This window comes from Streptomyces sp. NPDC012474 (assembly GCF_042955185.1).
Taxonomy (GTDB): Bacteria; Actinomycetota; Actinomycetes; order Streptomycetales; family Streptomycetaceae; genus Streptomyces; species Streptomyces cahuitamycinicus.
The window spans coordinates 1-12935 of record NZ_JBIBEP010000009.1 but is presented as its reverse complement, the minus strand read 5'-3'; the positions used below and the strand labels follow the sequence as shown (position 1 = coordinate 12935).

General features: G+C 75.8%; 12 protein-coding genes. 8 read left to right on the top strand and 4 right to left on the bottom strand.

Annotation, left to right across the window (positions count from 1 at the left end):
- Nucleotides 1–83: 83 nt before the first annotated feature.
- Genes ACFY9S_RS20500 through ACFY9S_RS20485 form a run of 4 tightly spaced genes read left to right on the top strand, consistent with a single transcriptional unit; the run spans nucleotide 84 to nucleotide 4782 of the window.
- Nucleotides 84–1226, top strand: a complete 1143-nt coding sequence (locus ACFY9S_RS20500) for a polyprenyl synthetase family protein (RefSeq protein ID WP_391130463.1) — start codon at nucleotides 84–86, stop codon at nucleotides 1224–1226.
- Nucleotides 1223–2785, top strand: coding sequence for a phytoene desaturase family protein (locus tag ACFY9S_RS20495; RefSeq protein WP_391130461.1), 1563 nt, complete (start codon nucleotides 1223–1225; stop codon nucleotides 2783–2785). The genes ACFY9S_RS20500 and ACFY9S_RS20495 overlap by 4 nt, the downstream gene beginning before the upstream one ends.
- Nucleotides 2772–3755, top strand: a complete 984-nt coding sequence (locus ACFY9S_RS20490) for a squalene/phytoene synthase family protein (protein WP_391130458.1) — start codon at nucleotides 2772–2774, stop codon at nucleotides 3753–3755. Before ACFY9S_RS20495 ends, ACFY9S_RS20490 begins: the two co-directional genes overlap by 14 nt.
- Nucleotides 3748–4782, top strand: a complete 1035-nt coding sequence (locus tag ACFY9S_RS20485) for a DUF5914 domain-containing protein (protein ID WP_391130457.1) — start codon at nucleotides 3748–3750, stop codon at nucleotides 4780–4782. Before ACFY9S_RS20490 ends, ACFY9S_RS20485 begins: the two co-directional genes overlap by 8 nt.
- A 470-nt stretch (nucleotides 4783–5252) precedes the next feature.
- Here ACFY9S_RS20485 and ACFY9S_RS20480 read toward each other — a convergent pair whose 3' ends face one another.
- The 4 genes from ACFY9S_RS20480 to ACFY9S_RS20465 form a co-directional block, all read right to left on the bottom strand.
- Nucleotides 5253–6815 carry an FAD-dependent oxidoreductase gene (locus ACFY9S_RS20480; RefSeq protein ID WP_391130454.1) on the bottom strand — a complete coding sequence of 521 codons (1563 nt, stop codon included), beginning with the start codon at nucleotides 6813–6815 and terminating at the stop codon, nucleotides 5253–5255.
- Complete coding sequence (locus ACFY9S_RS20475) at nucleotides 6812–7540, bottom strand: class I SAM-dependent methyltransferase (RefSeq protein ID WP_391130451.1); 729 nt, start codon at nucleotides 7538–7540, stop codon at nucleotides 6812–6814. The genes ACFY9S_RS20480 and ACFY9S_RS20475 overlap by 4 nt, the downstream gene beginning before the upstream one ends.
- Complete coding sequence (locus ACFY9S_RS20470; RefSeq protein WP_391131171.1) at nucleotides 7537–8760, bottom strand: FAD-dependent oxidoreductase; 1224 nt, start codon at nucleotides 8758–8760, stop codon at nucleotides 7537–7539. The genes ACFY9S_RS20475 and ACFY9S_RS20470 overlap by 4 nt, the downstream gene beginning before the upstream one ends.
- A gap of 201 nt (nucleotides 8761–8961) precedes the next feature.
- Complete coding sequence (locus tag ACFY9S_RS20465) at nucleotides 8962–10020, bottom strand: MerR family transcriptional regulator (RefSeq protein ID WP_391130448.1); 1059 nt, start codon at nucleotides 10018–10020, stop codon at nucleotides 8962–8964.
- A gap of 164 nt (nucleotides 10021–10184) precedes the next feature.
- On the opposite strand from ACFY9S_RS20465, the gene ACFY9S_RS20460 reads away from it, so the two are divergent.
- The 4 genes from ACFY9S_RS20460 to ACFY9S_RS20445 are packed head-to-tail and all read left to right on the top strand — an operon-like array spanning nucleotide 10185 to nucleotide 12844.
- On the top strand, nucleotides 10185–10877 hold the full coding sequence (locus ACFY9S_RS20460; protein ID WP_391130445.1) for a sigma-70 family RNA polymerase sigma factor: 693 nt from the start codon (nucleotides 10185–10187) through the stop codon (nucleotides 10875–10877).
- A gap of 5 nt (nucleotides 10878–10882) precedes the next feature.
- Nucleotides 10883–11713, top strand: a complete 831-nt coding sequence (locus tag ACFY9S_RS20455) for a DUF4397 domain-containing protein (RefSeq protein WP_391130443.1) — start codon at nucleotides 10883–10885, stop codon at nucleotides 11711–11713.
- Nucleotides 11714–11741: 28 nt separating this feature from the next.
- Complete coding sequence (locus tag ACFY9S_RS20450) at nucleotides 11742–12464, top strand: sortase domain-bontaining protein (RefSeq protein ID WP_391130440.1); 723 nt, start codon at nucleotides 11742–11744, stop codon at nucleotides 12462–12464.
- Complete coding sequence (locus ACFY9S_RS20445) at nucleotides 12461–12844, top strand: hypothetical protein (protein WP_391130438.1); 384 nt, start codon at nucleotides 12461–12463, stop codon at nucleotides 12842–12844. The genes ACFY9S_RS20450 and ACFY9S_RS20445 overlap by 4 nt, the downstream gene beginning before the upstream one ends.
- The last annotated feature ends 91 nt before the right edge of the window (nucleotides 12845–12935 follow it).

Here is a 12935-nt window from a genome sequence, read left to right as displayed (position 1 = left end):
AGTTGGGCACCCGACACATCCGGAACACCACTCCCGGCGGAAGCACTCAGATGCGAACGACGGGAAGCGAGAAGGGGTTGGGCATGCTTGGACCGCGGCCGACGGTGGCCGGACCGGCGGAGACGAACCCCGCCCCGCTCACCGCTCCCGGGGCCACACGCGCCATGGAGGCGGTCCTCGAACGGGTGCTGGAGGACCGGCTGCGGCACGCCCGCGCCACCGACGCGGTGTTCGCCCGCGAGACGGCCGATCGCGTCGCCGCGTTCGTCCGGCGGGGCGGCAAGCGGCTGCGTACGGCGTTCGTGTGGTGCGGCTGGCGGGCCGCGGGCGGCTCGGGCGACGCGGGCGCGGTCCTGCGCACGGGAGCGGCCCTCGAACTGCTCCAGGCCTGTGCCCTCATCCACGACGACGTGATGGACGGTTCACCGCTGCGCCGGGGCGCCCCCGCCCTGCACGTGGAATTCGCCCGGGAACACCCGGCCGGACCGGCGGGCGGGTCCGCCGGGACGTTCGGGACGTCGGCCGCCGTGCTCGCGGGCGACCTGGCGCTGGCGTGGGCGGACGACCTGCTGACGGAGACGGCTCTCGCCTCGCCGCACGGCCCGCGCCTGCACGAGGAGTGGCGGGCCATGCGCACCGAAATGGTCGCCGGGCAGTACCGCGACCTGCGCGCGCAGGCGAGCGGCTCGTCCGGCGCCGAGGAGGCACAGACCATCGCCGTCCTGAAGAGCGCCCGGTACACGGTCGCGCGGCCCCTGGCGCTGGGCGCGGCGCTGGCCGGCGCGGACGCCCGCACCCTGGGCGCGCTGCGGGCCGCGGGCCGGTGCGCCGGGCTGGCCTTCCAGCTGCGCGACGACCTCCTCGGGGCCTTCGGCGACCCGGAGCAGACCGGCAAACCGGCCGACGAGGATCTGCGTACGCGCAAGCTCACCCCCCTCCTCGCCGCCGCCGTCCGGCTCGCGGAGGCCACCGGCGACCGGGACGCCGCCGCCGCGCTCGCCCCGGACGCGGAGACCAGGCCGGGGCACACCGTCGACCGGATGCGGGCGGCGCTGGAGCGGACGGGCGCCCGGGCCGAGGTGGAGGCGAGGATCGCGGACCTGGCGGCCTCCGGTCTGCGGCATTTCGAGGCGACCGGCGCCGCCACGGGCGTGCGGCGGGAGTTCGCCGCCCTGGTCGAACGGGCCTCGGGCCTCGCCCCACGCCACGCGGAGGAGCTCGTATGAGGACGGTGACGGGACCGACGGATCACGTCGTCGTGGTGGGCGCCGGCCTGTCCGGGCTGGCGTGCGCCCTGCATCTGCTGGGCGCCGGCCGCCGGGTGACGCTCGTCGAACGGGACGCCGGCCCGGGCGGGAGAGCCGGGCGGGCACGGCTCGGCGAGTATCTGGTGGACACCGGGCCGACCGTGCTGACGATGCCGCACCTGGCCGACGAGGCGTTCGCCGCCGTCGGTGAGAGCCTCGGCCGGCACGTCGAGCTGATGCCCCTGCACCCCGCCTACCGGGCCGGCTTCGCGGACGGGACCTCGCTCGACGTGCACACCGACGCCGACGCCATGGAGGCGGAGGTGCGGCGCTTCGCCGGACCGGCGGACGCGGCGGGCTACCGCGGGCTGCGGGAGTGGCTGGAGCGGCTGTACCGGGCGCAGATGCGCCGTTTCATCGACACCAACTTCGACTCGCCGTTCCAGCTGGCGCACCCGGATCTGGCCCGGCTTGCGGCGCTCGGCGGCTTCGGGCGTCTCGACGGCCGGATCGGCCGTTTCCTCTCCGACGCCCGCCTGCGCCGGGTCTTCTCCTTCCAGGCCCTGTACGCCGGGGTGGCACCGGCCCGGGCGCTGGCGGCCTACGCGGTGATCGCCTACATGGACACGGTGGCCGGTGTCTGGTTCCCGAAGGGCGGCATGCACGCGCTGCCCCGCGCGATGGCGGACGTGGCGGCCGGTGCCGGTGCCGAGCTGCGGTGGTCGGCCGAGGTGAGCGCGCTGGAACGCTCCGCGGGCCGGGTACGGGCCGTCCGGCTCGCCTCGGGCGAGCGCATCCCCTGCGACGCGGTGGTGCTGACCTGCGAACTGCCCGCCGCACACCGGCTGCTGGGCCGGGCGCCCCGGCGCCCGGTGCCGCTGCGGCACTCGCCGTCCGCGGTGGTCCTGCACGCGGGGACCGACCGCACCTGGCCCCATCTCGCCCACCACACGCTGTCCTTCGGCGCCGCGTGGGAGCGCACCTTCGACGAACTGACCCGCTCGGGAACGCTGATGAGCGACCCGTCGCTGCTGATCACCCGTCCGACCACGCACGACGCCTCGCTGGCGCCGCCGGGCCGCCACCTCCACTACGTTCTGGCGCCCTGCCCCAACACCTCCGTCGGCCCCTCCGCCGCCGCCTGGCGGGACCTGGGCCCGCGGTACCGCGACAGCCTGGTCGCCGAGCTGGAACGCCGCGGCCTGGACGGGTTCGCGGCCAGCGTCGAGAAGGAACTGCTGGTGACCCCGCTCGACTGGACGGCCCATGGCCACGCTGCGGGCAGTCCCTTCTCCGTCTCCCACACCTTCGCCCAGACCGGGCCCTTCCGGCCGCGCAACCTCGTACGCGGGCTGGACAACGTGGTGCTCGCCGGCTGCGGGACCACACCCGGTGTCGGCGTGCCGACCGTGCTCATCAGCGGGAAACTCGCCGCCGCCCGCGTCACCGGGGGCCGCACCCGGGTGACCCGGGCGGGCCGGTCCCCCGAACACCGCCCGTCCGCCCCGACCGGAGCAGGTGCCCATGACCCGTCGTGAACTGGACGCCGCCGGTATCACCGACCCCGGTCTGCGCAGCGCCTACGGCCGGTGCCGGCAGCTCAACGCCCGGCACGGCCGGACCTACTTCCTGGCCACGCGCCTGCTGCCGCTGGAGCGCCGTTCCGCGGTGCACGCGCTGTACGGCTTCGCCCGCTGGGCCGACGACATCGTCGACGACCTGGACCGGCGCCTGACCCCCGACGAGCGGGACCTGCTGCTGAAGCGGCTGGAGGGCGATCTCGCGCACGGGCTGCGCAACGGCGGCGGCAGCGAGCCGGTGGTGCGGGCCGTGGCCGACACCGCCGACCGCTACGGCATCGAGGCGGCCCTGTTCTCCGACTTCCTCGCGTCGATGCGCGCCGACCTGACCGTCACGGACTACCCGACCTACGCCGATCTGCGGGCCTACATGCACGGCTCGGCCGCGGTGATCGGCCTGCAGATGCTGCCCGTGCTCGGCACGGTCGTCCCACGCGAGGAGGCGGCACCGCACGCGGCGGCCCTCGGGATGGCGTTCCAGCTGACCAACTTCCTGCGGGACGTGGGCGAGGACCTGGACCGTGGCCGCGTCTACCTGCCGGCGGACCTGCTCGCCGCCCACGGCGTGGACCGGCCGCTGCTGGAGTGGAGCCGGCGAAGCGGCAGGTGCGACCCGCGCGTCCGGGCGGCGCTCGTCGCGGCCGAGGCCCTGACCAGGGACGTGTACCGGACGGCGGAACCGGGCATCGCGATGCTCGACCCGCGGGTACGCCCGTGCATCCGCACCGCGTTCACTCTGTACGGCGGCATCCTCGACGCGATCGCGCGGCACGACTACACCGTGCTGCACCGCCGGGCGGTGGTGTCCCGACGGCGGCGGGCGGCCACCGCCGCGGCCGGTGTCTGGAAGCTGGCCCGCGCGCGGTGGCACGCGGGGCCCGTGGCGCAGCACGCCGCGCTGCAACGGAAAGGACCGGGTCGTGACTGACCGAGCGGACAAGGCACGCTGGACCTCACCGCTGCGGCGACGCCGCGGCCCCGGCTGGGCGGAGCAGACGCCGACCTGGCGCGCGGCCCGCCCGGCGCTGATCGCCGACACGCTCGAACGGGCCTCCGCCCGGCCCTCCGGCAACTGGTTCGTGGTCGGCGCCTCCCGGGACGTGCGCCCCGGCCGCCCCTACGGCAGGACCGTCGGCGGCGTCGAGGTGGTGCTGTGGCGCTCGGACTCGGGCGAGCTGCGGGCGGGCCACGGCGTCTGTCCGCACCTCGGTGCTCCGCTGCGGGACGGCCGGGTGGCGTGCGGCACGCTGATGTGCCACTGGCACGGACTGGCCCTGGACGGTGCCGCGTTCGCCGGCTGGCAGCCGTACCCCGTCCACGACGACGGGGTGCTGGTGTGGGTGCGGCTGGACGCCGTCGGGGGTGAGGAGCCGTCGGAGCGGCCCGTGGTTCCGGCCCGTCCCGCGCCGGGCACCGGGGTGGACGCGGTGTTCACGGCGGCCGGGCGGTGCGAGCCGCAGGACGTGGTCGCCAACCGGCTCGACCCGTGGCACGGGTCCTGGTTCCACCCGTACTCCTTCGTCGATCTGACGGTCGTGAGGGAACCACTGGGCGGCGAGGTCGGTGAGATCTGCGAGATCAGCGACGAGGGCGACGCCTTCGTGGTCGACGTCTCCTTCCGGGTGGCGGGCCGTCTGGTGGTGCCCGTACGGGCCGAGTTCACCGCGCCGGAGCCGCGCACCGTCGTCATGCGCATCACCGGCGGCGAGGGCGCCACATCCGTGGTGGAGACCCATGCCACGCCGCTGACCGCGGCTGACGCGGACCGGCCGCGGACGGCCGTGATCGAGGCGGTCGTCGCCGCTTCGGACCGGCGCGGCTTCGCCCTGGCCCGGGCCGCCGCCCCCGTGCTGCGCCCCCTGATGCGGGGCACGGCCGGGCGCCTGTGGCGCGACGACCTCGCCTACGCCGAGAGGCGCTGGGAACTGCGCAGCACGGGGCGGTTCCCGGGGTGAGGCGACCCCTCCGGACGGGCCTGTGAGGGGCCCCTGTGCGGGTCGCCTGTACGGGTCGCCTGTACGGGTCGCCCCTGGCCGTCCGGCGGCCGGGGCCGTGCTGGGTCTGTCCGGCGGCCGGGGGGCGACCCGGGTCCTTCCGGCGGCCCGGGGGCGACCCGGATCCACCCGACGGCCCGGGGTCGCCCCGCGTCCTTCCGACAGCCCGGGGTCGCCCCAGATCCGCCCGACGGCCCGGGGGCGACCCGGATCCGCCCGACGGCCGGAGGTCGCCCCGCGTCCTTCCGACGGCCGGAGGCCGCCCCGCGTCCTTCCGACAGCCCAGGGTCGCCCCAGATCCGCCCGACGGCCCGGGGTCGCCCCGCGTCCTTCCGACGGCCGGAGGTCGCCCCGGATCCGTCCGACGACTGGGACGTCCTAGGCCCGCCCGCCGGACGCGGGTCTCCCCGGGCCCGCCCGGCGGCCGGGCGTCACCGGCGCGCGGGCAGTTTCGCGAGCGCGCCGAGTGCCCGCAGCAGCGGGGAGCGGCCCGCCCGTGGCACGGTCCACAGCACCTGGCCGCGGACGCCCCATCCGGCGAGCAGGGCGTTGGAGGCCAGGAAGCCGGTGGTGGCGGCCCGTTCCATCAGGGCCACGGGCAGGTCGCAGCGGAGTCCGTCGCCGGCCAGCGTCAGCCACGGATGCGGGGTCCGTACGGTGGGGCGCCGGTGGTGGGTGCCGACCGGAAAGAGCGGGCAGTCCGAGCGCCACTCGTGCCGGGCGTCCACGACACGCGCATGACGCGTCTCCGGGTACACCCGCCGCAACTGCCCGAGCAGCTCGCCCTGCACGGTCTCCCGGTCCGCGCCGGGGTCGACGGCGTAGGCGTGCAGTTCGACCACGGAACCCCCGTGCCGCGCGGCCCAGCGGGCGGCCTCGCCCTCGTAGCGTTCCAGGACGCTGATGTTGTCGAGGCCGTCGTAGCCGCTGGTGCCGAGGAAGCCGGGGCGGTCGGCGCGGACCGGCCGGTCGAGCCAGAGCCGCGAGACGAGGAACGGCGGGGCGGTGCGCAGGGCGGCGATGTCCGCGCGCCAGGGGGCGGTGCCGAGGCGGGGCGAGCCGGCGACGACCTGGCGCAGTCCCGCGGTGTCGAGGGCGAGCACCACCGCGTCGTGCCGGTCGGTGCCGGTGCCGGTGCGCACCTCGGCTCCCCCTGCGGGGCCGGGCTCCACGCCGTGGACGGGGGTGCCGGTGCGGACGGCCGCGCCGAGGCGCTGGAGGTGGTCGGCGAGCGGCTCCCACAGGGCCTGTGGGAAGGGCTCGTCGGGCACGTCGAAGAGCAGCCCCTCCGCGGAGCCGAGGAAGTAGATGTGGAACATCAGCATCAGCTCGGCGGCGGACAGTTCGCGCGGGTCGGCGAAGAAGCTGCGGGAGAACACCTCGAACGCCAGGTGGTGCGCGGCCTCGGGGAAGCGGACGCTTTCGAGGAAGGCGGTCGCGCCGATCCGGTCGAAGCGTGCGTACACCTCGGGCACGCGCACGTCCATCAGCGGCAGCGCCGCCCGGGCGTCCAGGGCGGCGAGGTCGCGCAGGCCGAAGGTGGGGCTGAGGGCGACGAAGCCGAGAGCGCTGAGGGGCGGAGTGCGCGGGACGCGGGCGAAGCTGTCGGTCAGCCCGCCGCTGTGCCGCAGGGGGTAGTCGGGCAGCGGGGTGAGGCGGGCCAGGGCGGGGTCGGTGCGCCGCAGCAGGCCGCGCAGGTTGTAGTACTGGCGGAAGAAGGCGTGGAAGCCGCGGCTCATGGTCACCTCGGAGCCGTCGGCCAGCCGGGTGCGGTGACCGGCGAGCCGGCCGCCCAGGGCTTCCTCCCGTTCGTAGAGCGTCACTCCGACGCCGCGTTCGGCCAGTCCGGTGGCGGCGGCGAGACCGGCGATCCCACCACCCACCACGGCGACGGACGGCTCGTCCCCGCGCGCGAACCGGTCCCGGCCGGGTACGGGCATCAGGACCTCGGCCTTGCGGTCCCGGCCGCGGCGGGCGACCGGAGGGGCGCTCATCGGGGGGTCTCCCCGGCCGCGGCGACGAACGTGTGGGTGATGCCGGTCTGCCATCCGGCGAGGGGCAGGGCGCGCGCGCCCGTGAATCCGGCGCGCGTCAGCCGCCCGGTGAAGTCGCAAGCGGTGTCGAAGTCGAGGACGCTGTGCCACAGGTGCCGGTACAGGGCCCGGTCTCCGGTGAGCGTGCCCGCGGGGATGATCACCCCCTGGCACACCGCCGTCCACAGCGCCCGGTGCGCGGGCGAGCCACCGAGGCTGTACTCGTGGACGGCGAGCCTCCCGCCCGGCCGCAGCAGCCGGCGCACCGTGGCGAGGACGCTGTCCGGGTCGGAGACGTTGCGGAACAGGTAGGCGGCGAAGACGGCGTCGAAGGGCCCCTCGACGCCGTCTTCGCCGGCCGCGTCGAGTTCCTCGGCGCTCAGGTGCAGGAAGCGCACGCCGTCGGGCCACGGCTTGGCCAGCGCCCGGCGCAGCATGCCCGCCGAGGCGTCCACCGCGGTGATCCGCGCCCGGGGAGCGGCCCGCAGCAGGGCCCGGGTGGAGGCGCCGGTGCCGCAGCCGAGATCGAGCAGGTGCAGGCCGGCCCCGTCCCCGGGGAGCTTCAGCCGACGGGCCGAGCGCAGCAGGTCGGCGCGGTATCCCGGGTTGAGGCCGGTGAGGCGGTCGTAGGTGCCGGACGCGTGGTCGAAGGCGCGTGCCAGGTCGTGGTCGCGCAGCAGGGTCATCGGTGGTTCTCTCCGGTTCCTGGGACGGGGTGGGTGCGGCGGGGGAGGAAGGGCACTTCGAGCGCGGTGCGGAGCATCGGGCCCACCGGGGTGCGCAGTCCGATGCCCCACTCCTCCCGGAGCGAGGTGGCGCCGTCGAGGAAGCGCAGCAGGCGCTGCGCCGGCGTCCGGCGGAACAGGCCGGTGAAGAACGCGGGGCCGTCGATCCGCCCGGTGTCCAGGGCCCGCAGCAGCACCGCGTCCATGGCGAGGGCCCGCCTCCCGTGCGGTGCGGGCACGGCGGCCCGGCCGTCGTGCAGGGCGGCGGCGATGGCCCGGCTGTGCCGCTGTACCGCCGCGAAGGTGTAGCCGGTGGCGGGGCGGGTCGCGCCGCCCGCCGTCCCGATGCGGAAGACGGCCGCCCCGGCCCGCCGGGGGAAGCGGGCGTCGGTCATGGGGATGACGCCCTGCTCGGCGCTCTCCACGCTGAACTCGCCCAGGCGCAGCACCTCGCGGGCGTAGTGGCCGAGCGCCACCTCGTAGGCCTCGGTGGTCAGCGGCGCCCGGGAGAACTCCGTGTACTCGACGAGCGCCCGGTCCGGGGCGAGCGGCAGGACGTAGCCGAAGGCGAGCCCGTGCCGCGGCTGGGGCACCCGGAAGTCCATGAGGTCGGCGACCGCCGGGTCGAAGCGGTCGCCGCGGGTGCGCACGAACCAGCCGCGGAAGTGCTGGAGCAGCTGCGTCCGGGCCGGAGGGAGGGCGCGCAGGGGCCGGGAGTCGAACACGTAGCGGGAGCGCAGTGTCAGGGTCCGGCCGCCGGGTGCCGTGCAGCGGACCTCCGCGCCTCCGGGGACGTCGCGCGCCGTATCGGCCGTGGCGCGCAGCAGCCGTCCGCCGGGCGCGCGCGCCAGACGGGCGTGCACGAGTCGTTCGAAGGCCGCGGAGCGCACCATGCGGTAGCGCGAGGGGGCCGGATCGACGGTGAGCGGGCCGCCGTCGGGGCCGTGCACCCGCAGCAGGGGCCAGGTGGCGGTGACCGCTTCGCCGAAGTCGCCGTCGCCCTGGTCCCAGTAGCACCAGGTCCGCTCCGCCGGGCGCGCGGGACCGTCAGGTGGTTCCACCACGGTCACGGTCACGGCTCCGGTCTCGACCAGCCGGTACGCGAGGCTGAGGCCGGCGGCACCGCCCCCGACGATCACCACGTCCGACGTGCCGTCAGGCCCCCGGCTCACCGGGCCCACCACGCGCCGCTCATCTCCGCACTCCGCTCCCGGCCATCCGGTCGACTGCGCCGTGTCCGTTCTGTTCGGTCCGTACACCGCTTCTGGCGGGTGCCCGTGTTCGGATGCAGCAGCCCCCCGGGGGTGCTGTCCGGACCTACCGCGAGCGCCCGGCTCACCGCTGCGGCCACGGCTGGGGCGTGGCGGCACACCAGAAGCCCCCTAGCGCGACACGACCCTCTCCAGAACCGCGACGGCCTCGGCCAGCCCCGTGGGACGCGGCAGGCCGGTGACGGTCCGGCCGGTCCAGCCGGGCCCGATCGTCAGGACGACCGGCTTGCGGCGGGCGCCCCGCACGCCCCACTCCATCGCGGCCACGTGCTGGGCCAGCGGGCGGCTGGCGGTCGTCCGGGACTGCGCCCACAGCGCCACCGCCGCCGGCCCGGTCCGGCGGACGGCCGTGACGAGGGACTCCACGGGCAGGGCCCCGCCGAACATGCGCACCGGCAGACCGTGTTCGGCCAGCGCGGCGGCCAGCACCTCCAGGGGCAGCGTGTGGTTCTCCCCCGGCACGCAGGCGAGCACGACGGTCGCGCCCGGGCGGTCGGCGGCCGTGGGCGGGGCGCCACGCCGCAGCGCGCCGGAGACGTGCCAGGACAGGAAGTGCTCGACCTCGACGTACTTCTCGCCGGAGCTCTCCCACTTGCGGCCGACCGCCTGGAGGGTCGGCATGATCACCTCGGTCCAGGCGGCGACCAGCCCGTGCTCGGCGATCGCGCTCTCCAGCAGCTCGTCGAGTGCGGAGGCGTCGAGGCGCAGCGCGGCACGGGCGATGCCCTTGCACTCCTGACGCACATCACCGAGGCGCAGTCCGCTGCCCGCCCGGCTGCGGGCGCGGGCGGACGGTCGCGGCGCCACTCCCTCGTCCCTCCGGGCCGGGGTCTCCTCCCCCGGCGCCTCCGGGGGTGCCGGGGTTACCGGGGCGGCCGGGGCCGGCTCCTGCGTCGCTTCGCCGAGCACCGTGCGCGCCGCCTCGGCGGGCGGTATCCCGGTCGCCGTCAGGGCGCACATCCGCTCCAGCCGGGCCACGTCCACAGGGGTCCACCGCCGGTGCCGGCCCCCCGTGTGCGCGGCGGGCCCGAGGCCGTAGCGCCGGTCCCAGGTGCGGACCGTGGTGGGCGCGACCCCCAGCCGCCGGGCCACCTCCCCGGTGGTCAGTCCGACACCGACCGGCGCGTTCTCCCGTCCGCGGTCCTGGCTGTCCCGTTCGTGTACACCCATACCTCCGACTGTACGACGCACAAACGACGCATGTTGAGATGCGTCGTTTGTGCGCCGAACACTGGCTTCGAGCCCATGGTCGCGGCTTGTGCACAGCGCGACCGGTGCGGTTCGGCAGACGGCCTTCCGTCCCCGCACGACGCACTTGCAGGAGGAACCAGGCCATGATCACGAACACGCGACCGACCGCCCCCGCCGTACCCGCGGAGGAGACCCGGTACGAGGAGGAACTGGCCCGTGGCCTCGTCGCCGCCGACGAGGAGGCGTTCGCCGCGATCTACCGGCGATGGGGCTCGCTCGTCCACACCATGGCCACCCGACTGCTCGGCGACACCTACGAGGCGGAGGACGTGACCCAGCAGGTCTTCCTCGGCGCCTGGCACGGCCGGGCCGGTTTCCGCCCCGAACGGGGCCCGCTCGGCGCCTGGCTGGTCGGCATCACACGCCGCAAGATCGTCGACGCGCTGGCGGCCAGGACGAGGCGTCTGACGCTCATCGACTCGGCCGGCCGCGCCGCGGACGCCACCGGGCCCGACGAGGCGGCACCGGACCGCGTCCTGGACCGGGTCCTGCTCATCGACGCCCTGGCACAGCTGCCGCGCCACCAACGGGAGGTGCTGTGCATGGCCTTCTACGAGGACCTGACCCAGGCCCAGATCGCGGAGCGGACCGGCCTGCCCCTGGGCACCGTCAAGAGCCACGCCCGCCGCGGCCTGCACCGGCTCCGCCAGGCGATCGAGCAGCCCCCGGTCCACGGCGCTGGCCTCCAGGGCCGTTCGTACGCATCCGCGGCGGCCCCCACCCCGGAAACAGGACCGAGACTCCGCACCGTACGGAGCCTCCGTTCGAAGGGATGATCCCCATGATTTCACGCACCCGCCTCGCCATCGCCGCCTCGACCGGTGCCTGCGCCCTGGCCCTCGGCGTCTCCGCGCCCGCTCTGGCCGCCCAGCAGCAGGACAAGGCCATGGTGTCCGTCTTCCACGGCATCCCCGGTATGACCGTGGACGTGTACGCCAACGGCGACGAACTGATCGGCGACTTCAAGCCCGGCACCGTGACGGACCCGCTGTCCCTCGACGCGGGGAGTTACGACATCCAGATCTTCGAAGCGGGCCAGGGGCCCGGCGGAACTCCCGCCCTGGAGAAGAAGATCGAGGTGCCGGAGGGCGCGAACGCCACGGTCGCCGCCCACCTCTCCGCCGGCGGCGATCCCGAGCTGACGGCCTTCACCGACGACGTCTCCCAGGTCGACGCCGGAAAGTCCCGGCTGACGGTCCGCCATGTCGCGGCAGCACCGGCCGTCGACGTCCGGGCCGGCGGACAGCCGGTGTTCAGCGACCTGACCAACCCGAAGGAGGACAGCGCCGAGGTCGACGCGGGCACGATCAACGCGGATGTGGTGCTCGCCGGTACGGACACCGTGGCCATAGGCCCGGCCGATCTGGAACTGGGCGAAGGTACCGCCAGCGTCGTCTACGCCTGGGGCAGCGCCGAGGACAAGAACCTTGCCCTGGCGACCCAGACGTTCAGCGGCATGGCGTCCTCGCCCAAGGGCGTCCCCGCGAGCGGCAGCGGTGCCGCCGTCGCGCCGAACTCCTCCGACCTGGGGCCGGCCTGGGCCGCCGGGGCCGGAGCGGTCGCGGTGGCGGGCCCGCTGACGGCCCGCCGGGTCGCCCGCCGGCGTGGCTGAGGGCAGGCGACGGCTGACAGGACCGATGATGGCGGCTGCCGCTCTGGCAGCCGCCCTCGGTCTTCCGGCCACGCCGTCGCAGCCGGCCACGCCCGCGCAGACGGCCGTACCGTCGCAGCCGGCCGCGCCGTCGGTGCCGGCCGCGCCGTCGCAGCCGGCCGTACCGTCGCAGCCGACCGCGCCCTCGCCCGACGTGGCGGCGCCCGACGTGGCGGCAGCGCCGCCCGAACGCGGGAACGCGGCGGCCCTGGAGGCAGCGCCCGGCACGGCGCAGGATCCACCGCCCCGGCGCGTGCTCGCCCACCGGACCGGCCTCGACGCCGAGGTCGGTCCGGTGGGCGTGACGGGCCGGGGGGACATGGCCGTCCCGGACGACCCGTCCGTGGCCGGGTGGTACCGCCACGGCCCCGCGCCGGGCAGCGACCGGGGCTCGGCCGTGCTCGTGGGGCACGTCGACTCCGAATCCGGTGACCTGGGTGAGTTCCTGGCGCTGTACGACGTGCGGCGCGGGGACCTCGTCGAGGTGCGCCGGGCGGAGGGCGGGCCGGTGCACTACCGGGTCGTCTCACGGGTCACCGTGCCCAAGGACGACCTGCCGCCCTCGGCGTTCCGCCGGAGCGGCGCCCCCGTCCTCACCCTCATCACCTGTGCGCCTCCGTACGTCCCCGAGCGAGGCGGCTACGTGTCCAACCTCGTCGTCACGGCGGAGCCCGTCGAGTCCCGCCCAGCGGGGAACGGGAGGGCGAAGTGACCCACGTGGAGTCCGCGCACCTGGTGGAACTGGCGCTGCGCAACGCCACCCCGACCGATGCCGACGCCGAGGCCCTGCGCCACGTCGAACGGTGCGACCGCTGCCGCGACGAGCTCCGCACGCTGACCCGCGTGGTCACGGCGGCCCGCACCGCGCACCTCGTGGACCTGCCGACGGCGCCCCCGGAACGCGTCTGGCAGCGGATCAGCGGGGACCTCACCCAGGACACGGCGACCCCCCGGCGGCCTCCACGCGTCCCGGACCCCAAGAAGCGAGCTCTCCTCGCCCTGCTCGCTGTCGCTGCAGCCATCGGCATCGCCGTAGCCCACCGGTGCCTGCGCGAGCGCTCGGAGCTCGTGCGGCGCGGGCTTCTCCGCTAGCCTCGATCTTTCTTGACGGTCCGCCGACGGAGTCGGTGGGCCGTTTCGCTTTCGGTGGCTGATGCCGGGCAGGCCGTGGGCCCGAGTGTCG

Coding starts and splice junctions, on each gene's coding strand:
- ACFY9S_RS20455 (WP_391130443.1), top strand. CDS start 10,883: ATGATTTCACGCACCCGCCTCGCCATCGCCGCCTCGACCGGTGCCTGC.
- ACFY9S_RS20495 (WP_391130461.1), top strand. CDS start 1,223: ATGAGGACGGTGACGGGACCGACGGATCACGTCGTCGTGGTGGGCGCC.
- ACFY9S_RS20465 (WP_391130448.1), bottom strand. CDS start 10,020: ATGGGTGTACACGAACGGGACAGCCAGGACCGCGGACGGGAGAACGCG.
- ACFY9S_RS20475 (WP_391130451.1), bottom strand. CDS start 7,540: ATGACCCTGCTGCGCGACCACGACCTGGCACGCGCCTTCGACCACGCG.
- ACFY9S_RS20450 (WP_391130440.1), top strand. CDS start 11,742: ATGGCGGCTGCCGCTCTGGCAGCCGCCCTCGGTCTTCCGGCCACGCCG.
- ACFY9S_RS20490 (WP_391130458.1), top strand. CDS start 2,772: ATGACCCGTCGTGAACTGGACGCCGCCGGTATCACCGACCCCGGTCTG.
- ACFY9S_RS20500 (WP_391130463.1), top strand. CDS start 84: ATGCTTGGACCGCGGCCGACGGTGGCCGGACCGGCGGAGACGAACCCC.
- ACFY9S_RS20480 (WP_391130454.1), bottom strand. CDS start 6,815: ATGAGCGCCCCTCCGGTCGCCCGCCGCGGCCGGGACCGCAAGGCCGAG.
- ACFY9S_RS20460 (WP_391130445.1), top strand. CDS start 10,185: ATGATCACGAACACGCGACCGACCGCCCCCGCCGTACCCGCGGAGGAG.